The following is a 21680-nucleotide window of genomic DNA, read 5'->3' on the forward strand; positions in this document are numbered from 1 at the left end:
TCCTGCTTGTTTCATCGAAGTGGCCGGCCCAAAGGACGTCGGAGGAGAGCCCGCGCCGACATCGGGTCGCAAAAAACTTGATGAGCGGAGCGCGCTCGCGCTACAGGCGCCGGCCGGCGGCGTCGAACCAATGCAGGCTTTCCAGCGCCGCTGCGACATCGACCTCCTCGTCGGTCACCATGCGGGAGCGGCCGGCAACCCTGAAGACAAGCGGCTCGCCGTTCGCCAAGGTGCCGTGCACATAACTTTCGGCTCCGACCAGTTCGACAGCGCCGACGCGCACCCGGGCCTTGAAGCGGTCGCCGCCGTCCGTGTCACCGGCGAGGGTGATGTCCTCAGGTCGGATTCCAATCGTCGCAAGCCCCGGCTTCCCGAAGAGCGCCGCCGGAGCCGACCAGGCAGCATTGGCGGTGTTGAGATCGAGAAGGTTCATCGACGGCGAGCCTATGAATGTTGCGACGAATGCCGTCGCCGGCTTCTCGTATAGCTCGATCGGCGTACCGACCTGCTCGATCCTGCCGCCGTTCAGTACCACCAGGCGATCGGCGAGCGTCATCGCTTCCAGCTGGTCGTGGGTGACGTAAACGCTGGTCGTGCCGAGCGCCCGCTGGAGGCGCTTGATTTCGACGCGCATCTGGACCCTGAGTTTGGCGTCGAGATTCGAAAGCGGTTCATCGAACAGGAACGCGGCAGGTTCCCGGACGATCGCCCGCCCCATGGCCACACGCTGGCGCTGTCCTCCTGAAAGCTGCCGCGGCTTTCGATCCAGGAAAGGTTCTATTTCCAGGGATTTTGCCGCCTTGGCTATGCGCCGCTCGATCTCGTCCTTCGGCGTGTTGCGGTTCTTCAGGCCATAGCTGAGATTCTGACGGACAGTCATATGCGGATAAAGCGCGTAGTTCTGAAAGACCATGGCAATGTCGCGCTCGGAGGGCTCCAGCCCATTGACGACACGGTCGCCGATGGCAACCTCGCCGGACGTGATGCCTTCGAGCCCCGCGACCATCCTCAGCAGCGTCGACTTTCCGCAGCCGGAAGGTCCGACGAGCACGATGAACTCGCCATCGGCAATCGCCAGCGAAACGCCGCGGATCGCAGCGATGTCGCCGTGATAGGTTTTGTGGACATCCGTAAGAGTGATTGTTGCCATTACTTCTCCGTTTCGACCAGGCCCTTGACGAACCAGCGCTGCATCAGGACGACCACCGCGACCGGCGGGATGATCGCGAGGATCGCGGTCACCATCACATAGTTCCAGGGGGTCGACGCATCGGTGAAATCCACCATCTTCCTGAGGCCGATGATGATCGTGTTCATTCGGCTGTCATTCGTGACCAGCAGCGGCCAGAGATATTGCGTCCATCCATAGATGAAGAGGATCACGAAAAGCGCCGCGATATTGGTCTTGGAAAGCGGGAGCAGGATATCCCGCATGAAGCGGAACGGCCCGGCATTATCGATACGGGCCGCTTCCACGAGTTCGCCCGGGATAGTGAGAAAGAACTGGCGGAAGAGGAAGGTCGCCGTCGCCGACGCCATCAGTGGCAGCGTCAGGCCCGCATAGGTGTCGATCAGGCCGAGGTCGACGATCACCTTGTAAGTCGGCAGGATCCGCACCTCGACCGGCAGCATCAACGTGATGAAGATCATCCAGAAAAAGGCCATGCGCAGCGGGAAACGGAAGAACACGATGGCGAAGGCCGAGAGGAAGGAAATGACGATTTTGCCGACGGCGATCGCGATCGCCACCACGAATGTGTTGAACAGCAGCCGTTCGAGGCTGACGCCGACCATACGCTCGACGCCATCGGACAAGGCTTCGCTGTAATTCTCGGTGAGCCGCGTACCGGGAACAAGCGACATCGGCGGGCGGATGATCTCGACCGAGCTCATGCTCGAGGCGACGAAGGTGTAATAGATCGGAAACACCACGATGATGATGCCGATGATCAGCATCAGGTGCCCGATCAGGTTGGAGATGGGGCGCTTCTCAATCATTGGCGATCTCATCCATAGTGGACCCGCCTTTCGACGAACCGGAACTGAAAGGCAGTGAGGCCGATAACGATCGCCATGAGGATCACCGACTGCGCGGCGGACGAACCGAGGTTCAGGTTGACGAAACCGTCATTATAGACCTTGTAGACCAGTGTTTCGGTCGCCTTTGCCGGACCTCCGCCGGTCACTGAATGGATGATGCCGAACGTATCGAAGAAGGCGTAGACGGTGTTTACCACCAGCAGGAAGAAGGTGGTCGGCGCCAGCAGCGGGAAGATGATCGTCCAGAAACGCCGGGTGCCGCGTGCTCCGTCGATCGCCGCCGCTTCGATGAGCGACTTCGGGATCGCCTGGAGCCCGGCGACGAAGAACAGAAAATTGTAGCTGATCTGTTTCCAGGCGGCGGCAACGACGATCAGGATCATGGCGTGATTGCCGTTCAGCAACGGATCCCAGTGAAAGCCGTTGCGCCTCAGCATGTAGGCGAAAGTGCCCATCGCCGGATTGAACATGAAGAGCCACAGCATGCCGGCGACGGCCGGTGCGACGGCATAGGGCCAGATCAGCAGGGTGCGATAGAAGGTCTGGCCGCGCACCACGCGGTCGGCGGCGGTGGCGAGAAGCAGGGCCACGCCCATCGCCAGCAGAGCCGTGAGGACGCTGAAGATCACCGTCACTTTCAGCGAGTTCAGGTAACTGGCGTCCGAAAGCACGGTGCTGAAATTGGCAAACCCGACGAAGCCGCTTTTCAAACCGAACGGGTCTTCACGGATCACCGATTGGTAGAGCGCCTGGCTGGCAGGCCAGAAGAAGAAGACGATCGTCAACGCGATCTGCGGAGCGACAAGCAGGTAGGGGAGGACTTTGTTCGGAAAGACGACACGCTGCACGAGCAATCTCCTGGATCACGATGATCTCGGGTCGGATCGCCCGAGATCACGTCAGGGTGGCATGACCGCAGGACGCCTGGCGCCATCGGACGACGGCGCGCGGCACCTGCATCGATCAATTGCTGATTGCTGCTGCGATCGCGGCGTCACCGCGTTCGACCGCCTTGTCGAGCGCCGTCTTGGCATCCTGTTGCCCCGACAGCATCGCTTCGAACTCTTCGTTGAGGATGTCTCTGACCTGGGGCAGGTTGACCAGCCGGACGCCCTTCGAATTCTCGGTCGGCGCCTTGCCCATCATCTGCAGGATCGGCGTTTCACGCCCCGGGTTCTTCTCGTAGAAGCCCGACTTCTTGGTTTCCTCGTAAGCGGCCATCGTGACGGGCATATAGCCCGAGACCTGGTGCAGCTTGGCCTGAATCTCGGTCTGGGAAAGGAAGTTGAAGAACTCCGCTACGCCCTTGTATTCTTCGTCGGACTTGCCGCCGAATACCCAGAGGCTCGCCCCACCGGGAATCGTGTTCTGCGGACCATGCCCCTCGTAATAGGGCAGCTGGCCGATACCGTAGTTCACGCCGCTCTTGACGATATCGCCGAGTCCGCCCGAAGATTCGGTCAGAATGGCACATTCACCTGATGTGAAGAGCTGTTTTGCCTCCGAGGTGCGTCCGCCATAGCGGAAGACGCCGTCCTTGGCGAGATCGGCAATCGCTTGGAAATGTTCCACGTAAAGGGGCGCATTGATCTGCAGGTTCACATCGGTGCCGCCGAGCCCGTTTTCATTGGTTCCGTACGGCACGTTGTTCCAGGCGGCGAAGTTCTCGGTCTGAATCCACGTCAGCCAGGTCGACGTCATCCCGCAAGGGGCCGCGCCGCTCGTCTTGATCTTCTTCGCCGCTTCGAAGACTTCCGGCCATGTCTTCGGCGGGCTGTCGGCATTCAAGCCTGCCTTCTGAAAAGCGTCCTTGTTGTAATACAGGATCGGCGAGGAGGAGTTGTACGGAAAGGACAGCATCGTGCCGTCCGGCTTCGAATAATAGGCGACGATCCCGGGCAGGTACTGCGACTTGTCGAAGGTGAAGCCACCCTTTTGAAGGATCTCCGCTGCCGGCACGATCGCGCCCTCGGCAGCCATCATCGTACCGCTGCCGGCATCGAACACCTGAATGATCGCAGGCGGCTGCTTCGAGCGGAAAGCCGCGATCCCGGCATTCAGCGTCTCGGGATAGGTGCCCTTGAACACAGGCACCACCTTGTAGGTGTTCTGGCTCGCGTTGAACTCCTTGGTGAGTTCCTCGATCATTTCGTTATTGGCACCGGTCATTGCGTGCCACCACTGCAGTTCCGTTGCCGCCTGCGCCTGAAAAGCGAAGCCGAAGACCGCAACCGTTGTGGAAATGGAAATCAACCGCATAATATTTTCCTCCCTTGTACTCAAACACACCCGGCACGCTCGCAGACACTCCCGATGTCAAGCGAGCGAATCGGCTTTCTCCTCCACTGCATCTTTCCTCGAATCCCAGTTGATTCAATGACAAAAACATGCAGCAAATCAAAGTGCTGCAGATCACTTTACGCGTACAGCCTCCGCTCGGTCCAAATAGAGTAAGGCCGGCGATTGTCGAGAGCCTTCGCGGAGAGGGTCCTAAGACTCTTTCAGCGGGAGAGTGCCGCATAGAAACCGGGGGCTCAAGTTAAAAGGAACATCTTCCTTGCCGCGGTTGTTTTGGCGTCGGACGTGGGGCCGGCCGAATGTAAATTAGCGGCTCCGCCCGAAAATGGTGAGGACGAATGATGAGAGTGCTTGTGGTCGGCGCATCCGGCCTGATCGGCTCCGCAATTTGTGCGGCGCTCCATGGTCGTGGAGCCGAGATCGTCCGCGTGATCCGGCCGGGCTCGGCACCAGGGCCCCGCACTGCCGGCAAGGTCCTGGAACTCGACCTCCGCGCTGCCGATGGTGAGGCCTGGCTGCCGCATCTTGTCGGCATCGATGCCGTGGTGAACTGCGCGGGAACGCTTCAGGACGGTCCCGGTGAAGACACCGCAGCAGTGCATGCGCGCGGCCCCGCCGCCCTCTTCAAGGCCTGCGAGCAGGCCGGCATGCGCCGCGTCATCCACTTCTCGGCAATAGGGGTCGACAGGGCCCAGCCCTCCCCCTTTTCGCGCACCAAGCTTCAAGGCGACGAAACGCTGATGGCATGCGATCTCGACTGGGTCATCCTGCGCCCCTCCGTCGTGCTCGGACCTGGAGCCTACGGCGCCAGCGCTCTTTTCAGGGGCCTCGCCGCACTGCCCTGGCTGCCGGTCATGCCGAATACCGGATTGCTTCAGGTCGTGCGCCTCGAGGACGTGGTGCGCACGGTCGAGATGTTCGTCGACCCGGATGCTCCTTCGCGGCTCACCCTCGAGGTTGCCGGGCCTGAGGCCCTGTCGTTCAAGGACGTGGTGGGCACCTACAGGAACTGGTTCGGATGGCCGGCCGCCCGCGTCGTGAACATGCCCGCTCCGCTCGCGAATCTCACCTACAAGCTCAGCGACGTCGCCGGGGCGCTGGGCTGGCGCCCGCCGACCCGCAGCACCGCTCAGAAAGAGATCGTGCGCGGCGCCGTTGGCGACGTCCGGCCGTGGATCGAAAAGACCGGAATAGAACCGTCGGCGCTCGCAGACGCGCTGGCGAGAACGCCCGTCCCGGTGCAGGAGCGCTGGTTCGCCAAGCTCTATCTGCTCAAGCCCGTCATCTTCGCCGTCCTCTCCCTCTTCTGGATCACGACGGGCGTCATCTCGCTCACATCGGGATATGAAATCGGCGTCGACCTGATGGAACGGGGAGGCGCCGGCGTTCTTGCGGGGCCGAGCGTCATCGCCGGAGCCCTCGCCGATATCCTGATCGGCATGGCAATTGCGTTTCGCCGCACCAGCCGCATCGGCCTTTATGGCGCGGTCGGCCTCTCGCTTTTCTATGCGATCGCCGGAACGGCCCTGCTCCCGGAATTGTGGAGCGAGCCGCTTGGACCGCTTCTGAAGATCTGGCCCATCCTGGTGCTGCATCTCGCTGCCCTTGCAATCCTGGAGGAGCGTTGATGCTGTACTTCGTTCTGAAGTTTCTGCACATCATCGGCGCCTCCGTGCTGCTCGGCACCGGTGCCGGGATCGCCTTCTTCATGCTTCTGGCGCATCGGACCGGCCGCACGGAAACTATCGCGGCCGTGGCCCGCATCGTCGTCATCGCCGATTTTCTTTTCACTGCCACCGCCGTGGTTCTGCAGCCCGTCACGGGGATCGCCCTTGCATGGAACGTCGGTTATTCGCTCACGGAAGGATGGATCCTGTTTTCGCTTATCCTCTACGTGATCACGGGTGCATTCTGGCTTCCGGTCGTGTGGATGCAGATGGAGATGCGCCGGCTCGCCGAGACCGCAAGCAAGGCCGGCGAGCCGCTGCCGAAGCGCTATTATCAACTCTTCCGCCTATGGTTCGTCTTCGGCTTCCCGGCCTTCGGCGCCGTCCTCGCAATCTTCTGGCTCATGATCACGCGGCCGGCGCTCGCATGGTGAACCCGATGGCGCCTCGCTCTAGCTTTTCAACGCGCTTTCAACCGCTTCCTTTGCCGGTGCGCCATCAAACGTCGTCACCCCTTCAAGCCACGGAGCGACTGCCTCCGGATGAGCCTTCAGCCAATCGGCTGCGGCGTTCTTCGGGTCTTTGCCGTCGTTCAGTATCCCGTTCATGATCTCGTTTTCCATCTCCAGTGTGAAGCGCAGGTTGGTCACGAACCTCGCGACATTCGGGCATTCCTGCGCATATCCAGCCCGGATGTTGGTATAGATATCGGCACCGCCGTAATTCGGCCCGAAATAGGCGTCGGCGCCCGAAAGATAATCGATCTGGTAACGCGTGTTCATCGGATGCGGAGCCCATCCGAGAAAGACGATCCACTGGCTGTTCTTTGTCGCTCTTGCGACCTCGGCGAGCATGCCCTGCTCGGAGGACTCCACGAGCTCCCAGCCTGTGAGCCCGAAGTCGCCCTTGTTGATCATGTCGAGGATCATGCGGTTGCCATTGTTGCCGGGTTCGATCCCGTAGATCTTCCGGCCGAATTTGTCGGGAAACTTTTGAAGGTCGGAAATGTCTTTGACGCCTGCGTCGGCGACGTATTTCGGCACGGCGAACGTATATTTCGCGCCGGTGAGGTTCGGACCGATCACCTCGACCGACTTGTCCTCCAGGAACGGCTTGCGGTCGGCTTCCATGCTCGGCTGCCAATCCCCGAGATAGACGTCGATGTCCTTGTTCTTCATGCTCGCATAGGTGACGGGGATCGACAGGAGCTTGCTCTGCGGGGCATAGCCGAGCGCTTCGAGAATGGTTGAGGCGACAGCCGTCGTCGACGTGATGTCGGTCCAGCCGACATCGGAGAAGCGGACGGTCTTGCAACTCTCCGGTTCAGCGGCAGTGGCGACGCCGATGGTCATGAGCAGTCCAGCGGTCATTGCAGTGATCTGTTTCAGCATTGTCATGTTCCCTCTTCTTAGGTTCTGTATGCACTGCGAAACTCACGTCAAAAGACCAGAAAGGCGGCTCACCAAAGTGCGCCGCCCGTGATCTGTATGTTCTCCATGGTAATGCCCCTTGCGCCCTCGCCGCAGAGGAAGGCGGCAAGGGCCGCTATCTCGTCGGGTTGAATGATGCGGTTCTGCGGGTTCTGGGCGGCGATATCCGACATCGCCGCCTCCATCGTCCGCCCCCTGCCCTCCCTTTCGACGACCTGCTGAACGTTGCGGCGCATCAGTTCCGTTTCCACCCAGGTCGGACTGATCATCACGCAGTTGACGCCATGCGGCGCCCCTTCGAGCGCCACGCAGCGGGTGAGCCCGAGCAGCCCCGCCTTCGAGGCGCAATAGGCCGGATTGTCCTTCCAGCCGACGGTGGCAGCCGTCGAGCCGATATTGATGATCCGGCCCCATCCGCGCCCGATCATCCCGGGCAGCAGCCGGCGCGTCATTCGGAAAGCGCCGTTCAGATTGGTGTCGATGATCTTCAGCCATAACTCGTCAGGATGGCCCGCCACCGGCTGCTCGGCGGTCGTCCCTGCTGCATTGACGAGAATGTCGGCCGGACCGCATGCGGCTTGCGCCGCCGACACGAATTGCTCGATCGCGTCGCTGTCGCGAACGTCCAGATGGCCGGCGTAAACAGCCGTTCCGGCAGCGGCGAGCCGCTGCCGGACTTCGACGATCACCTGCGGGTCCGGATAGGCCGCGGCATCGCCCTGCCGCCCGGCCGCCTCGCGGACGAACGATCCTACGGCGACATCGGCACCCTCGGCGGCAAGCGCCTCCGCAATCGCCAGCCCCTGCCCCGTCAACCCGCCGGTGATGACCGCACTGCGGCCCTTGAGCCTGCCCGTCATGATAGATCCTTCAAAGGCTTGCCGAGCCAGTCGCGATAGAACCCTTCGAGGTCCGGCTCGAAATCATGAACGATCGGATAACCGGGGGCTGCCGCTTCGACTTCGTGCAGATGCGCACATTCGGGGCAGAAGAACTCGCGGATCTCCATCCATCTCGGATCCGGGATATCGCTGTTCGGGTAGATTTCGCGCAAACTCTCCTCGGTATCGCGCACGTTGATTACCGCGTTCAGCTTCCAGTTCCTGCGATAGTCGCCGAAGGAATGGCCGCATTCGCAGCGGGTGACCCGCCCCTCGGCGCTGTCGCAGATGAAGAGGCGATCGCCGACCGGCAACAGGATCGGATCGCTCCAGGAAACGCGGTCCTGCAGCACTGCCAGATATTTGAAGAACCGGTCGTCGTCCTTGTAGGCGCTCATGATCCGCCGCGTCTGCGCCCAGGGGAGCGTGCCGTTGACGAGGTCGTTGATGACTTCCTTCGAGTATCCGGTCATGGCTCAATTCTCCCCGGCGATGGCGAAATCGGAGGCAAGGCCCCAGAATTCCTTGAAATCCTTGGAAAAGCGCAGCGAGAGCTTCATCGCGCTGCGGTACATCTTTGCGACCTCGGGAGCGAAGTCCGAAGCCTTCACCCGCCGTCGCTCCCGGGCGATCCACTCGGATACCGGAATCGCCTTCTTCAGCCGTTCCTTGCGCATCTGTTCGCGCCGGACTGCCGTCGCCTCGATGTCGGCCTGCGGGTAGCCTTCGGCATCCTCCCGGAGAATTATGCCGAACACTTTTTCTGCGGCTTGGCGCGTCAGGAACCCGTTCTCCACGTCCCATGCCGTCTTGACCGGATCGCGCTCCAGCACGTCGCCGAAGCCGCCGCCGCCATTATAGGCATGGCTGAAGATGTCTCCGGCCTTGTGCGGCCGGGTAATGTAGGGACCCTCCTCAAAGACCTGCTCTCCTTTGTAGATGCGTTCGAAATCGGAGACCAGCGGGTCGGTGCCCGGCGCATGTGCGAGCGACTCCCGGCGTTCGGCGCGCTCGTGAATATCGGAGTTCCTGACCGCGTGATGTTTCTCGCAGGTCGGTGCCGGATAGCCGCCGCACAGGCCGCCATTGTCGAACACCCGCGAGGAATGCTCAGATGTAACGAGGCGCAGGTGATCAGTCTTGTTGATGAGCCATGTCGAGATGAAGGCGCAGCCGCCGCGGTACTTTCCGGCGCCGCCGGAGTTCGGCACGATCGAGCGGCCGATATAAACCATCGGCATATTCTGTTCCCAGATCTCGATATTGCCCATGTCCGATTCCGGGTTCCAGCCGACATAGGCAGTGTCGAGACCGTCCTTGATCGCCAGCGCTCCGGAGCCCGCGGCCGCGCATTCGAAATGCGCCATGCCGAAGCCGGTGCCGTACTGGCTGATACCCCCCATCTCGATCATCGGAGAGTTCACCTGACCGACAAAGGCTTCCTCGACAAAGCCCCGGGCGATGAAACCCCGTGAGAGCAGCCGCTGGAAAACGCCGTAGGCCGGAAGCAGCAATGCCCAGGACGTGGCTGTCGCCGCCATCTCGTTGTCCGGATTGGTCCAGGTGCCGTGCGGAATATTGATCTCGGTCGCCATCCATGCGCCGTCATTGACGAGCCCCTCGAAGTTCATGTGCTGGGTGAGGGTCACGAACATGCCGCCGTCCATTCCGGCCGGCGTGCAGTTCATCGAATGGTAGCCCCAGGGCTGTGTGCCATCAAAGTCGAGCCTGATCTTGCCCTCGCTGGTGATCTCCATCTCGATCGGGATATTGTAGAGCCAGTTCGGGTCGGCAAGCGGCTGAAACCCCGGCTTGCCTTCGGTCACATGGCCGTAGAAGGTGTGGCCGCGATAGATGCCGGGCACGGTCAATTGCCGTGTCCGGGCAAGCTGTGCTCTTCTGCCCTCTTCGATGAATTCCTTGGAAAGCCGCTGCCAGTATTCGAGGCCGACCTCGTTGATCAGTTGTTTGACGCTCTCGCGCATGTCGATGCAGGCGGCGACCTTGGCCTTCTCGTCCAGCACCCAGTAGATCGGCATGCGCAGATTGCGCTCGCAACGGATCACGTAGTCGCGGCGGATCTCGTCATTCTCGCCGATCTTTTCGGCACAGACGAAAAGTCCCTCGGTGAAGCGTTCCTGCGCAAGGCACACATCGCCGCCGGGCGTGATCCCACCCGCCTCGAGTTCATGGCAGACCGCGCCCGCCCAGCCGACTAGCGTGTCCTCGTGGAAGATCGGTACCACATCCATCACGTCGGGCACCTGGACTGTGCCTATGAAGGCGTCGTTGTTGGCGAAAATGTCGCCGTCGCGGATGCATGGATTCTGCTCGTAGCCGTTTCTGATCATCCACTTGATGAAGCGGCTCATTGTGTGCACATGCACCATGATCCCGTTCGAAAGCGCGATCGCGTCGCCTTCCGGCGTGTAGATCGCCACCACCATTTCGCCGACTTCCCGCACCCCCGGCGAGGCGGAGATGCGGCGCGCCATTTCGCGAGCCGAGACGCAATAGGCGCGCAGCTTCGTGTGGAGGGTCTCGAATTTCAGCGGATCCTGCCTGCGCAGCCGAAGTTCGGTGATCCCGTCATAGCAGCCGGTCTCCTCCATCAGCCGTTCGGATTCGAGCAGCCGCCGCTGCAGGGGATTTGCCGTTTTGTCCAGCATGTTTGTCATCCTTCAGCTCAGGCGTGGTTGTAATGAAGCAGCGTCCATTCATCGATGAAGACGCGGTCGTTCGGATGCACCACCAGCGTCGTTGCCGGATGTTCGATGATCGCGGGGCCGATCACTTCGTGCCCCGGCTCAAGCCGATCCATTTCGTAGAGGTCTGCCCTGTGCCAGCGGCCGCCGATATAGGCTTCGCGCACGCCCTTGTGGGCGGATTGCGGATCGGCTGTCCCGAGAGGCCGCCTGACAAGCACCGGCTTGATCTTCTCGGCGGTGGCGATGACGCCGAGTTCCATCAGCGAGACACCCGCCTCGCCATATCTCGACACGCGGTGATTGGCCTTGGCATAGACGTCCTCGAACTGCGCAAGCACCGCGCGCATGTCGTCTGCGGTTCCGACCGACGACAGCGGCGCCAGTACCTCGACGTCTTCCAATTGGCCGGTGTAACGGGCCATGAAGAAGGGAACAGTTCTGATCTTCTCCCGCGCATGGCCGTCGGTCAGCATCTCGTCGACGGCGGCCTTTTCGAGGTCTTGCCACACCTGGGTGACCTGCGCGCCGGCTGCAGCGAGCCTGTCGTCGGAGGCGCGTGCGCCGATATCGATCTGGATCGAAACCGAATGCCGGCGCATATAGTCGGCCGTCGTACAGCCGAAGGCGGAGAAAGCGGCGGCAAACTGAAACGTGATGATGTCCTTGAAGCCGATGCCCCTCGAGCAGCCGGAAAGATGCAGCGGGCCCGAACCGCCATAGGAAAGAAGCGTGAACTCGGAAGGATGGATGCCCTGGCCCGAGATAACGCGTCGCAGCGCGTTATTGGCGTCCTGCTCCAGCATGTCGATCATGCCTTCAGCCGCTTCCTCCACGCCGACGCCGAGCACGTCCGCGCATTTTTCCTTGAAGGCCGCGCGTGCTTTCTCGACCTCGAGCACCACCTTGCCCCCGAGGAAGTAATACGGGTTCAACCGGCCGAGGATCGCATCGCAATCGGCGATGGTCGGCTCCGTGCCACCCTTGGCAAAGCAGATGGGGCCCGGGTCTGCGCCTGCGCTTTCGGGTCCGAGCGACACCTTCCTGGTCAGCGGGTCGACCTTGAGGATCATGCCGGCGCCTGCCCCGATCGTGTCGAGATGAAGGGTCGGCACATTGAGCTTGAAGCGGTCCATCAGCGGCTCGTTCTCGATGCGGGTCTGGCCGCGCGAGATGACGCCCATATCGAAAGAAGTCCCGCCCATGTCCGAGCAGATCAGCGAATCGTTGCCGATCAGCTTGCCGACATAGGCCGCCCCGAGGATTCCGCCGATCGGGCCCGAGATCATCGTCTCGTGCAGGCGCGGATGGTTGATCGAGGTCAGCCCCCCGAAGGAGAGCAGCGTCTGCACGCCATATTTGAAACCGTATTTCTGCGACGCCTCCTCGATACCCTTGAGCTGCTTGCGGCCGCGCGAGGTCGCATAGGCTTCGATCAGCACCGAGTTCAGCCGCGACTGCTCCCGGATCACCGGTCGGACCTCGTGGCTGGTATAGATGTTGATCTCGGCCCCGGCGGCGGCGGCCTCTCGGCGGCAGATCTCGGCGATGCGCTTCTCGTGCACAGGATTGACATGGCTGAAGATCGTCATGATGCAGATCGCGTCCACCTTGTCGCGGATCAGCGCACGGGCCGCCGCGGCTGCCTCGTGCTCGTAGAGCGGCAGCACGATATCGCCGAAATGGTCGACGCGTTCGGTAACGCCATGAGTGCGGCGGCGCGGCACCAGCGGATCGGGGTGGGCGTGGGTCACGGCATGCAGCCGGTCGGCATAAGAGTAATCCGCCCAGGCCTGCAGGCCGCGGCCCATCAGCACCATGTCCTCCATGCCTTTAGTGGTGATCAGACCAAGCTTGCGCCCGGTGCGCGAGAGCAAGGTGTTGAGCATGCCGGTACCGGAATAGAGCACCACGTCGAGACCGGAAAAAAGACTGTCGAGGGAGATACCCCAGGCGTCTGCGGCATCGGCAGCGGACGAAATGAAGCCTTCGGCCTCGTTTTTCGGCGTGGTCGCGGCCTTGCCGATCTTGAAGTGCCCGTTTTGATCGACAAGGATGGTGTCAGTCATCGTACCGCCCGCGTCGATGCCGATCACGATTGGGTTTTCCAAGGTCCTGCCCTCCATGGCTTTAGCAAGGGAGGGAGCGTAGATGCGAAATTTCGGCTGAGAAATGTGCCAAAAGGCACAATGACCGGCAGGGGGGAACCGTGCTAGACGAGCGTATGAACGGCGAAGGGTTCTGGAATATCCTGGCGCAGGCGATCAGCGCCACCGGCACCGACAGGCATGTCGACCGGCTGATCGACATGGTCGGAGCCGTGGTGCCGCAGAACCTAATCACGGTCACCCGCTATTCCGCCACCCGCAAGCCCGAATTCGTCAAGCACCGAGGCTACTCCGACGAGATGGTGGCTCGCTACCTCGATACCTATTATGTGTTCGATCCCTTCTATGCCTATTGGCGCCTGAACCGGCGCGCCGGCATCGTGCCCCTCAAGCGCCTGGCGGACGGCGCACCCAAACGCGGCCGCTACATAGCGGAGTTCCTGGCGCAATCCGAAATCTGCGACGAGGTCGGCATCATGCTGGAAGACGGGGACGATTGGTGCCTCGGCATTTTTCTCGACCGTTCCACATCGATGTTCAGCGACGGCGAGGTCGCCGCTCTGCGCAGCCGCTTTCCGGTTTTCGAAGCACTGCATGCAACCGATACGCGCACGCGCGACCCCAGTCTGAGGCGAACCAGCACGCCCGAAGCCATGGGGGAGGCGCCGGTGAGCGCCGTCCAGGCCTCCCTGATCCTGTGGCCGGACCTGACGGCACGGGAGCGGGAACTCGTCGCCCTCATTCTGCAGGGACATCCGAACGCCACCATCGCCTCCAGGCTCGGGATCGCCCCGGGCACGGTCAAGAACCACCGGGCGCGCATCTATGAAAAGCTCGACATCACGACGGAGCGCGAACTCTTCCTGCAGGTCTTCCAGCAATACCGGCTGTCGTGAGGACCTGCTGCTGCGATCACGCACGCCCGACGGCGCTTCGAATTCGGTCCCTCGTAAAAGGCAGATCGTAAAGGCGCTTGCCGGTCGCATTTTTGATCGCATTGGCGACGGCTGCGGCGGCCGGGCCCTGGGCCGCCTCCCCGGTGCCGAGGAAAGGTTCCCCCGGACGCTCGATGATATGGACCTCCACGCTCTCCGGCACACTGGCGAAACGCAGGATGGGATAGCTGGACCAATCGGTGCTGGTGATCCTGGTCCGGTCGAAGGTCACAGCCTCATAGAGCGTCCAGCTGATCGCCTGCAGAATCCCGCCTTCGGTCTGATTGCGGATGCCGTCCGGGTTGACGATCTCGCCGCTGTCGATGGCGGAAACGGCGCGGATCACATGAACACGGCCCGTCTCGGGCTCGACATCCACCTCCATCGCCACCGCCAGATAGGCGGCAAGGTTCTTGTAGCGGGCGAAGCCGAAGCCGCGTCCGCGGTTGCGGGGCATTTGCGCCTTGTCCCAGCCGAACCGCTCCGCGGCCAGCTCGATCACGGCACGGGCCCTCGCATCGTCCATGTGGCGGAGGCGGAATTCGACCGGGTCTGCTTCGGCCATCAACGCCAGTTCGTCGATCGTGCTTTCGATCGCGAAAACATTGGCGTAGGCCCCGAGCGCGCGAAGCGCCGATACGCGAAGCGGCATCTCGGCCAGGAAATGCCAGAGCACGCGCTTGTTCGGGATCACATAGAGCGGATTGGCATTCCGGTCGCCGTTGCCCGCCGGGCTGATATTGAGCTTGGCAGGCTTCGGCTGGAAGGCTTCGGCCTTGTGGCGCGCCGCCAGGAGCGCACCGGCTCCGCCCGGCCGGGTGGAGTGGGTATTGCTCCAGAGGTCATAGGCCCAGCTGGCGATCCTGCCCTGGTCGTCCAGTGCGGCGCTGACCTTCATGAGCATTGCAGGACCATAGGGTTCCCAGCTGTGCTCCTGCTCCCGCATCCACTGGACCCGGATCGGCTTGCCCGGCAATTTGCTGGCGATAAGGGCCGCATCGGCCGCTGCGTCATCGGCGCCATTGTGACCGTAACAGCCCGAACCTTCCATATGGATGACATGGACCCTGTCTTCGGGCATCGCCAGCATCTCGGCGATCGCCGCCCGATCGGGAAAGACGCCCTGCGTGTGCGACCAGACCTCCAATGACCCGTCCGCCTTCATCCGCGCGACGGCGCAGGACGGACCGATCGAGCCATGGATCTGATAGGGCCGGCTAAACGTCGCCTCGAAGACCTTGCCATCAGACGAAAGCATGCCGGCCTCGGCAACCGTTCCCACCTCGCTCTCGAGCCTCTGCAGTTCCGCCGGCAGGTCGGTCTGGTCGGGGAGCGTCTCGCTTTCCTGCCACCGAGCGGCCGCCGACAGCACGCGCATGGCGTTCACCGCCTGGAACTCTTTCGAGGCCACCACCGCCAGGAAATTGCCGTCGCGCACGACCGAGACGACTCCCGGCAGCGCTTCGGCGGCGCTCGCATCCACCTCCGCAAGCCGGGCAGCGGGGCTCGGAGGGCGCACGACGCGCGCATGCAGCATACCTTCCAGGCGAAGATCATGAACATAGGCCGGCTGTCCGGTTACCTTACCGGGAATGTCGACGCGCGGCAGTGTTTTGCCCATCACGCGGAAAGTACCAGGCGGCTTCAAGGCCGATTGCGGTTGAGCTTCCACGTGCAGCATCTGTCCGGAAACGAGCTCGCCATAGGTCGCCCGCCGTCCGTCTTTTGCCAGCACCGCCTTGTTTTCCGCCCTGAGTTCCGTTGCTGCCGTGCCGAAGCGCCTGGAGGCTTCGGCCAAAAGCAGGGCCCGCACCTGCGCCGCAGCGTTCCTGATGGCGGTACCGCTGTTTTGCATCGATTGGCTGCCGGCCGTGAAGCCTTCATTCGGGGTTCGTCCGGTGTCGGCCGTTATCAGCCGGATTTCCGCGGGATCGACTTCGAGCTCCTCGGCGGCGACCTGCAACAGGGCCGTTCGAATGCCCTGGCCGAGTTCCACCTTGCCGGTGAAGACCGTCACGGAATTGTCGGGGTCGATGCGTATCCACGAATCGAGCAAGCGCTCGTCGTCAAGGCTGCCCGGCAGCGACACGGGCGGAGCCGGCGGCATTGCCGGCAGCGGCTCCTGGGCAAATGCACGGCCGAGCGAGAAACTGACGACAAGCCCGCCGGCGCCGCCGATGAGGCTGCGGCGGGTGATCTCTTCCTGAAGAATGCCCATCAGCCGGCGCTCCCTTGATCAGTGGCAGGCAACGAGGCGGCCCGCATCAATTCGCCGGCGCGCCGGATCGCCGCCAGAATCCGCAAATGGGTGCCGCAACGACAGAGGTTGATCGCCAGCGCCTCTCGGATCTCCTCTTCGCTTGGCTGCGCATTACGGCGCAAAAGCGCGTGGGCGCTCATCATCATGCCCGGAATGCAATAGCCGCATTGCGCCGCCTGCAGCTCGATAAAGGCCTCCTGCAGCGGCCCCGGCTCGTCGATCGTTCCCAGGCCCTCGATGGTGGTGATCTCCCGCCCTTCCAGCAGCATCACCGGCACCATGCAGGAAAGCACCGCCTCGCCATCGACGACGACGGTGCAGGAGCCGCACTGCCCAAGGCCGCAGCCGTATTTGGCCCCGTTGAGCGCCAGCTCGTCACGCAGCACGTAGAGCAGCGGCGTCGCCGGGTCTGCCTCGATCCGATGCGGGCTGCCGTTGACTGAAAGCGATACCATCTTCAATCCTCCTCGGCGCCGACATGGTGCGGCGCCCTTTCAATGCCGTCGGAGGGCCGGACTGCCACCTTGTAGGTCCCGGAACGGGTTCTGGCCGTCTGCTCGACGAGCCCCGCCCAGGGTGGTTCCTCCGAGAACCGCTCGCGCATGTAGGCAAGGAGGTCGGCCACCTGCTGATCGTTGAGCAGATGGCGGAAAGCCGGCATCACGGCGCTCGCCTCTCCGTCGGCCGGCGGCAGGCCGAACAGCACCACGTTGACGATATTTTGCGGGTTCGGCGCATTGACGGCGGTGCTGAGTTCGAAATTCAGCCCTCCGAAGGGCTGGCGCCGCCCGCTCTCGTGACAGCTTGCACAGGCGGCAAGGTAGATCGCCTCGCCGGGGTGACCGCCTGCCGCACTGACCGGGGAGCGCTGGCTGTCCGCGGCCTGCTCCCGGTGGTCTCCTTCGAACTGCTCGCGCAACTGCGCCGCCCTTTGCGCGCGTTCCGGCGCAGGAGCGCCCATGATCGACATGACATAAGTAGCGATCGCCGCGATATCGCTGTCCGGCAGGAAGCCGAGATTGCCCGTCACCTCAGCCATCGGTCCGCGCGAAACGCCATGGAATTCGTGCCAGCCATTGCGAAGGTAGAAGGCGAGGCTTCCCTCGTCCCAGGGGATCGGAGCCTTCGACTCCGTGTTGATCGCATAGGCCTGCCAGCCCTCCGCTTCACCGCCGCCGAAATGCCGCTCACCGTCTTCGGCGCCGAGAGCGTTGCGCGGCGTGTGGCAAGCGCCGCAATGGCCGAGGCCCTCGGCAAGATAGCGGCCGCGGTTCCATGCCTCGCCCTGGCCGCGATCCGTTTCCTGTTCGCCGCTGTCGAGGAAAAGCAGTTTCCAGCCGGCAAGCAGGGGCCGGAACCTCAGGGGAAACGGAAGGTCGTTCTCCGGCGCTTCGGCTTTCACTGCGACACGGGTCATGACAAAAGCATAGAGGGCGCGATTGTCCTCTGCCGAAACACGCGTGAAGTGCTCATAGGGGAATGCGGGGTAGAGGTGCCTTCCCTCCCGGTCGACACCTTCCCTCATGGCACGCTCGAAGGCCGCCTCGCTCCAGCCGCCGATGCCCGTTTCGCGATCAGGGGTGATGTTGGTGGAATAGATCGTGCCGAACGGGGTGGGCAATGCAAGACCGCCGGCAAATGCCGGTCTCCCCGGGACCGTGTGGCAGGCGATACAGTTGCCGAGCGCCGCCAGTTGCGCCCCCTTGGCGACGAGTTCCGGAGCAAAGCGCGCCTCTGCCGCCGCGGTGTCTTCGGGGATCTCCGAACGCCACGCAAATAAAAGGAAAGCAGCGGCAGCCACAAAGATGACCACCACGATGGCGATCGCCACCCTCAAAGCTCGCATCGGGAATCTCCGCCGATAGCGGGAAACGCCGCAATTGCCGATCTGTTCCGAGCGGCTTTGATGTTTGCGCGACGTAGCGCAGACCGGAACAGATGCGCGCGCCTGTGGTTACACAGCGAGCCATATCGGAGGAGTTCCCAAAATGAGCAAGACCAATGTCGAGCAAGCCCAGAAGGATGCACGAAAGCAGGCCGAAAACACGAGCGGCGGCGGCCATTTGGGTGGCACCTATTACGGCCAGGAGCCGGATGCCAAGACAGCGACGACTGTGAAGAAGAAGGGTGACAAGGCAAGGCCGAACGACGGCGGGAATTAACCTTGCCGCAATCAAGGATCCAGGAGGTCTCCCATGCCCGTCTATCAGCGGCTTCCGGCAAGGCCCGTGCCGGGCGCCATGGTCGTGAAACTCTACCACTCCGGCGATACGGTGCGGGGATATGTGCGAAAGGTCACCGATCCCTCCGAGGATGACGTCATTTTTCCCGGAGAAGAAATGGAGGCTGAGTCGGCCTTCAGGCTGGCGGCAAGCCACAGCGAAGGCTCAATCCCCGTCTATGTCGAGCTCGTCGAGGACGTCGAATGGGATCCGTCCTGGGGCACATTGACCGGCTGATATCGACAGAGTCACGCACGGCCGCCGGCGGCAATCCCTGAGCGCAGCTCCCGGAAAGTGACCGAATAGCGCAGGCGCTCTACCGGCGGGATGGAATGCTCCCATTCGGATCTCGCAGTGCCGGAGAGAAGATATGCCGAGCCCGGCTCGAGAATGACGGAGGTCCGCTCCCAGCCGCCGGCCCGCTTTCGGCGTAGCCTGAATGTGCAGGAGGCGAGCAGCGATACCCCGACGTCATCGCCGAACACCGGCTTGTCCCTGTGCCAGCCGATCGGGGCCCCGACATCGTATTCGGTGACCAGCGCCTGCTGAAGTCGCTCCGCCGGCAGTCCGGCAAAGTCGGCCGCCAGTTGCCTGAGCGGCAGAAGCAGCGGGGGAATGGCATCGATCTCCCGGACCGATTCCGTGTCGAAATCGTACTTCCAACCGAATGAAACCACGCGCCTCTTGCCCTCGTAGCCGTGAAAGTCGAAAGGCTTGAAGGGGAGCCCCGGCAGCGCCTCCAGCAGTGCCTCCTGGAGCTTCTGCGGAACGATACCCGCTTGGTAGCGGAAGCCGTCAGGCAGATTGCCGGGCGGGTTTCCGAACAGGTCTCCTTGCATTGAATCACCTCGCATTCGACGCAGGCCCTCACCTCGAACAGCAACCGAGCCCGCACGTTCCCGCAGCGCAAAGCAGAAACGCTCTACCGCGCGGATTGGGGGAGAATGTCAGCCAGGCTGACCGGACGCAGGCCTCTCGCATCCACTCCCACATCGAACTGCCGCGGCATCGGCTTCAACCTGCCATGGGAGTGCCCGTGCAGATTGATCGACTTCTTTCCCATCTGGTTCCAGGTCCGGAACGGATAATGGCATAGGACGAGCAGCCGCCCATCGACCACCAGCTCCGCATAATGCTGCACGCTGTGCCAGCCGCTCGCCCCGGTCGTGTCGATCGGATCGTTGTTGCCCACGATCAGATGCTTGCGGCCGTTCAGCCTGGACAGAAGATCTTCGGCAAGGCCGGCTCTCTTTGCCGCGAAGTCGCCAAGGTGCCAGACGTCGTCCTGCGGCGAGACGGTTTCGTTCCAATTGGCGATCAGGGCGGCATCATGCTCGGGCATGTTGGAAAATGGACGGCGGTCGATGCGAAGCACACGCGGGTCGCCGTAATGCGTGTCGCCCGTGAAATAGATCATCTCGACAATCGTTGTCCCTGCCCGGCCACCGCGGTCTCGCCGCGTGCGAATAATCTTCGGAACATTCATCCGATTGCCGGGTTCTGGCAACCCCTGCCGCCTCGCGCGACTGACCTGCGCCGCTCCGGGCGCGAGATGGGCGGCCGATGCAAATCGAGAGGGTGTGCTCATGCCATCTCCCCACCCAACGCCGAAGGCGGCACCCATCCCGCCTGCCGGCTCAGCGCTGATCCTGCTGAAGATCAACGGCGTCGACCATTCGCTGTCGATCGACCCGCGCACCTCCCTGCTGGACGTTCTGCGCGAGCACTTGAGCCTTACCGGGCCCAAGAAGGGATGCAACCAGGGGGCCTGCGGGGCCTGCACGGTTCTGGTGGACGACCAGCGCGTTCTGTCCTGCCTGTCGCTGGCGGTTCAGCTCGAAGGCCGGAAGATCACCACGATCGAAGGCATTGCCAACGGCGAGCTTCACCCGCTTCAGGCCGCCTTCATTGAGCATGACGGTTTCCAATGCGGGTATTGCACGCCCGGCCAGATCTGTTCGGCGATCGGAATGTTCCAAGAATTTCAGAACGGCTTGCCGAGCGCCGTGACCGGGGACGTGGCCGCAGCCGCGATCGAGTTCTCGGATGCTGAGATCAAGGAACGCATGAGCGGCAATCTCTGCCGTTGCGGGGCGTATGTCGGCATCTGCGAGGCGATCCACAGCGCCTTTGACCGCGAGGTGGGGAAATGAAGAGCTTCGCCTATACGAGGGCGGCTGATCTGGAAAGCGCGGTGCAGCTCCTCTCCAAGACGCCGAATGCGAAGCTCCTCGGCGGCGGCACCAACCTTGTCGATCTGATGCGCGAGAACATCGAACAGCCGGACGCGCTGGTTGATGTGACCGGGCTGCCCCTGGACCGAATTGAAGAGCGGCCGGACGGCGGCCTTGTTATCGGTGCGACGGTGAGGAACACGGCGGTCGCCAGCCATCCGGTGGTGCGGGACCGCTATCCGCTTCTGGCTCAGGCGGTCGTGTTCGGGGCATCGGGCCAGATCCGCAATATGGCGACGGTTGCGGGCAACCTCATGCAGCGGACGCGTTGCCTCTATTTCTACGACCACGCCGCCCGCTGCAACAAGCGTGTACCGGGAGCGGGATGCGATGCGATCGGAGGCTTCAATCGGATGCACGCGATCCTCGGGGCATCGGACAGCTGCATCGCCACACATCCGTCCGATATGTGCGTCGCCCTGGCGGCTCTCGATGCGAAGGTGAACGTCGTCGGGCCGAGCGGCGAACGCGCGATTGCCTTCGGGGACTTCCACAGTTTGCCGGGGGATACACCCCATATCGAGACCGACCTGCAGCCCGGCGAACTCATCACCGGCGTCGAGATCCCGCCGCTCAGCTTTGCCAGGCGCTCGCTTTACAGGAAGGTCCGCGACCGCGCGAGCTATGCTTTTGCCCTGGTCAGCGTGGCCGCCGCTCTGGAGGTCGACGACGGCAAGGTCAGGAACATCCGCCTGGCACTCGGCGGCGTGGCCCACAAGCCGTGGCGGGCTACCGAAGCCGAGCGCGTTCTGGCGGGAGCGAACGCTGGCGCGGAGAGCTTCAGACAGGCGGCGGAAGCCGAACTCGCGCCGGCAAGAGGTCTCGCCCATAACGAGTTCAAAATCGAGCTGGCGAAGCGCACGATCGTCGGCGTGCTGAGCGAGTTGGCGGGAGGGTAAG

The 21680-nt window shown here is 62.6% G+C and carries 21 protein-coding genes; 7 read left to right on the forward strand and 14 right to left on the reverse strand.

What is annotated here, in order from left to right:
• Positions 1 to 100: 100 nt before the first annotated feature.
• The 4 genes from SINAR_RS0104165 to ugpB all read right to left on the reverse strand — a co-directional run bounded on the left by SINAR_RS0104165 (position 101) and on the right by ugpB (position 4299).
• Positions 101 to 1150 carry a sn-glycerol-3-phosphate import ATP-binding protein UgpC gene (locus SINAR_RS0104165; RefSeq protein WP_027997893.1) on the reverse strand — a complete coding sequence of 350 codons (1050 nt, stop codon included), beginning with the start codon at positions 1148 to 1150 and terminating at the stop codon, positions 101 to 103.
• Entirely contained in the window at positions 1150 to 1998 is an 849-nt protein-coding gene (gene ugpE / locus SINAR_RS0104170; protein WP_027997894.1) for a sn-glycerol-3-phosphate ABC transporter permease UgpE, read from the reverse strand. The genes SINAR_RS0104165 and ugpE overlap by 1 nt, the downstream gene beginning before the upstream one ends.
• Positions 1999 to 2006: 8 nt before the next feature.
• A complete protein-coding gene (ugpA, locus tag SINAR_RS0104175; RefSeq protein WP_027997895.1) occupies positions 2007 to 2888 on the reverse strand; it encodes a sn-glycerol-3-phosphate ABC transporter permease UgpA in 882 nt (293 codons plus the stop codon).
• A gap of 115 nt (positions 2889 to 3003) precedes the next feature.
• Positions 3004 to 4299, reverse strand: a complete 1296-nt coding sequence (gene ugpB / locus SINAR_RS0104180) for a sn-glycerol-3-phosphate ABC transporter substrate-binding protein UgpB (protein WP_027997896.1) — start codon at positions 4297 to 4299, stop codon at positions 3004 to 3006.
• 377 nt (positions 4300 to 4676) lie between these two features.
• Here ugpB and SINAR_RS0104185 point away from each other — a divergent pair, with 377 nt between their 5' ends.
• Both SINAR_RS0104185 and SINAR_RS0104190 read left to right on the forward strand, forming a co-directional pair.
• Positions 4677 to 5966 (forward strand): SDR family oxidoreductase, encoded by a 1290-nt coding sequence (locus tag SINAR_RS0104185; RefSeq protein WP_027997897.1) that lies wholly within the window; start codon positions 4677 to 4679, stop codon positions 5964 to 5966.
• Positions 5966 to 6439: a DUF2269 family protein gene (locus SINAR_RS0104190; protein ID WP_027997898.1), complete on the forward strand. Its 474-nt coding sequence runs from the start codon at positions 5966 to 5968 to the stop codon at positions 6437 to 6439. The genes SINAR_RS0104185 and SINAR_RS0104190 overlap by 1 nt, the downstream gene beginning before the upstream one ends.
• An 18-nt stretch (positions 6440 to 6457) precedes the next feature.
• On the opposite strand, the gene SINAR_RS0104195 is transcribed toward SINAR_RS0104190, so the two are convergent.
• The 5 genes from SINAR_RS0104195 to SINAR_RS0104215 form a co-directional block, all read right to left on the reverse strand.
• Entirely contained in the window at positions 6458 to 7396 is a 939-nt protein-coding gene (locus SINAR_RS0104195) for a choline ABC transporter substrate-binding protein (protein ID WP_027997899.1), read from the reverse strand.
• Positions 7397 to 7464: 68 nt separating this feature from the next.
• Positions 7465 to 8295: an SDR family NAD(P)-dependent oxidoreductase gene (locus SINAR_RS0104200; protein WP_027997900.1), complete on the reverse strand. Its 831-nt coding sequence runs from the start codon at positions 8293 to 8295 to the stop codon at positions 7465 to 7467.
• Positions 8292 to 8789: an acetone carboxylase subunit gamma gene (locus tag SINAR_RS0104205; protein ID WP_027997901.1), complete on the reverse strand. Its 498-nt coding sequence runs from the start codon at positions 8787 to 8789 to the stop codon at positions 8292 to 8294. The genes SINAR_RS0104200 and SINAR_RS0104205 overlap by 4 nt, the downstream gene beginning before the upstream one ends.
• 3 nt (positions 8790 to 8792) lie before the next feature.
• Complete coding sequence (locus SINAR_RS0104210; protein ID WP_027997902.1) at positions 8793 to 10985, reverse strand: hydantoinase B/oxoprolinase family protein; 2193 nt, start codon at positions 10983 to 10985, stop codon at positions 8793 to 8795.
• A gap of 17 nt (positions 10986 to 11002) precedes the next feature.
• Entirely contained in the window at positions 11003 to 13132 is a 2130-nt protein-coding gene (locus SINAR_RS0104215; RefSeq protein ID WP_027997903.1) for a hydantoinase/oxoprolinase family protein, read from the reverse strand.
• A gap of 113 nt (positions 13133 to 13245) precedes the next feature.
• Between SINAR_RS0104215 and SINAR_RS0104220 the strand changes: the two genes are divergently transcribed.
• The gene (locus SINAR_RS0104220) at positions 13246 to 14025 is read left to right on the forward strand and encodes a helix-turn-helix transcriptional regulator (RefSeq protein WP_027997904.1); all 780 of its coding nucleotides are present in this window, start codon (positions 13246 to 13248) and stop codon (positions 14023 to 14025) included.
• A gap of 16 nt (positions 14026 to 14041) precedes the next feature.
• On the opposite strand, the gene SINAR_RS0104225 is transcribed toward SINAR_RS0104220, so the two are convergent.
• From SINAR_RS0104225 to SINAR_RS0104235, 3 genes are read right to left on the reverse strand one after another with little or no spacing between them, the layout of a single operon-like run.
• On the reverse strand, positions 14042 to 16282 hold the full coding sequence (locus SINAR_RS0104225; protein WP_027997905.1) for a xanthine dehydrogenase family protein molybdopterin-binding subunit: 2241 nt from the start codon (positions 16280 to 16282) through the stop codon (positions 14042 to 14044).
• The gene (locus SINAR_RS0104230) at positions 16282 to 16779 is read right to left on the reverse strand and encodes a (2Fe-2S)-binding protein (RefSeq protein WP_027997906.1); all 498 of its coding nucleotides are present in this window, start codon (positions 16777 to 16779) and stop codon (positions 16282 to 16284) included. Before SINAR_RS0104230 ends, SINAR_RS0104225 begins: the two co-directional genes overlap by 1 nt.
• A 2-nt stretch (positions 16780 to 16781) precedes the next feature.
• Entirely contained in the window at positions 16782 to 18170 is a 1389-nt protein-coding gene (locus tag SINAR_RS0104235) for a c-type cytochrome (protein WP_027997907.1), read from the reverse strand.
• Between the two features lie 142 nt (positions 18171 to 18312).
• Between SINAR_RS0104235 and SINAR_RS1000000135010 the strand changes: the two genes are divergently transcribed.
• Positions 18313 to 18486, forward strand: coding sequence for a hypothetical protein (locus SINAR_RS1000000135010; RefSeq protein ID WP_084617026.1), 174 nt, complete (start codon positions 18313 to 18315; stop codon positions 18484 to 18486).
• A gap of 33 nt (positions 18487 to 18519) precedes the next feature.
• Positions 18520 to 18783 carry a hypothetical protein gene (locus SINAR_RS0104245; protein WP_027997908.1) on the forward strand — a complete coding sequence of 88 codons (264 nt, stop codon included), beginning with the start codon at positions 18520 to 18522 and terminating at the stop codon, positions 18781 to 18783.
• 11 nt (positions 18784 to 18794) lie between these two features.
• Here the strand turns inward: SINAR_RS0104245 and SINAR_RS0104250 are convergent, their stop codons facing one another.
• Both SINAR_RS0104250 and SINAR_RS0104255 read right to left on the reverse strand, forming a co-directional pair.
• Positions 18795 to 19385 (reverse strand): alpha-ketoglutarate-dependent dioxygenase AlkB, encoded by a 591-nt coding sequence (locus SINAR_RS0104250; protein ID WP_027997909.1) that lies wholly within the window; start codon positions 19383 to 19385, stop codon positions 18795 to 18797.
• Between the two features lie 83 nt (positions 19386 to 19468).
• Entirely contained in the window at positions 19469 to 20032 is a 564-nt protein-coding gene (locus SINAR_RS0104255; protein ID WP_336884847.1) for a metallophosphoesterase family protein, read from the reverse strand.
• Between the two features lie 100 nt (positions 20033 to 20132).
• On the opposite strand from SINAR_RS0104255, the gene SINAR_RS0104260 reads away from it, so the two are divergent.
• Complete coding sequence (locus tag SINAR_RS0104260; protein WP_033056988.1) at positions 20133 to 20699, forward strand: (2Fe-2S)-binding protein; 567 nt, start codon at positions 20133 to 20135, stop codon at positions 20697 to 20699.
• Positions 20696 to 21679: an FAD binding domain-containing protein gene (locus tag SINAR_RS0104265; protein WP_027997912.1), complete on the forward strand. Its 984-nt coding sequence runs from the start codon at positions 20696 to 20698 to the stop codon at positions 21677 to 21679. The genes SINAR_RS0104260 and SINAR_RS0104265 overlap by 4 nt, the downstream gene beginning before the upstream one ends.
• The last annotated feature ends 1 nt before the right edge of the window (position 21680 follow it).

The organism is Sinorhizobium arboris LMG 14919 (assembly GCF_000427465.1).
GTDB classification, from domain to species: Bacteria; Pseudomonadota; Alphaproteobacteria; order Rhizobiales; family Rhizobiaceae; genus Sinorhizobium; species Sinorhizobium arboris.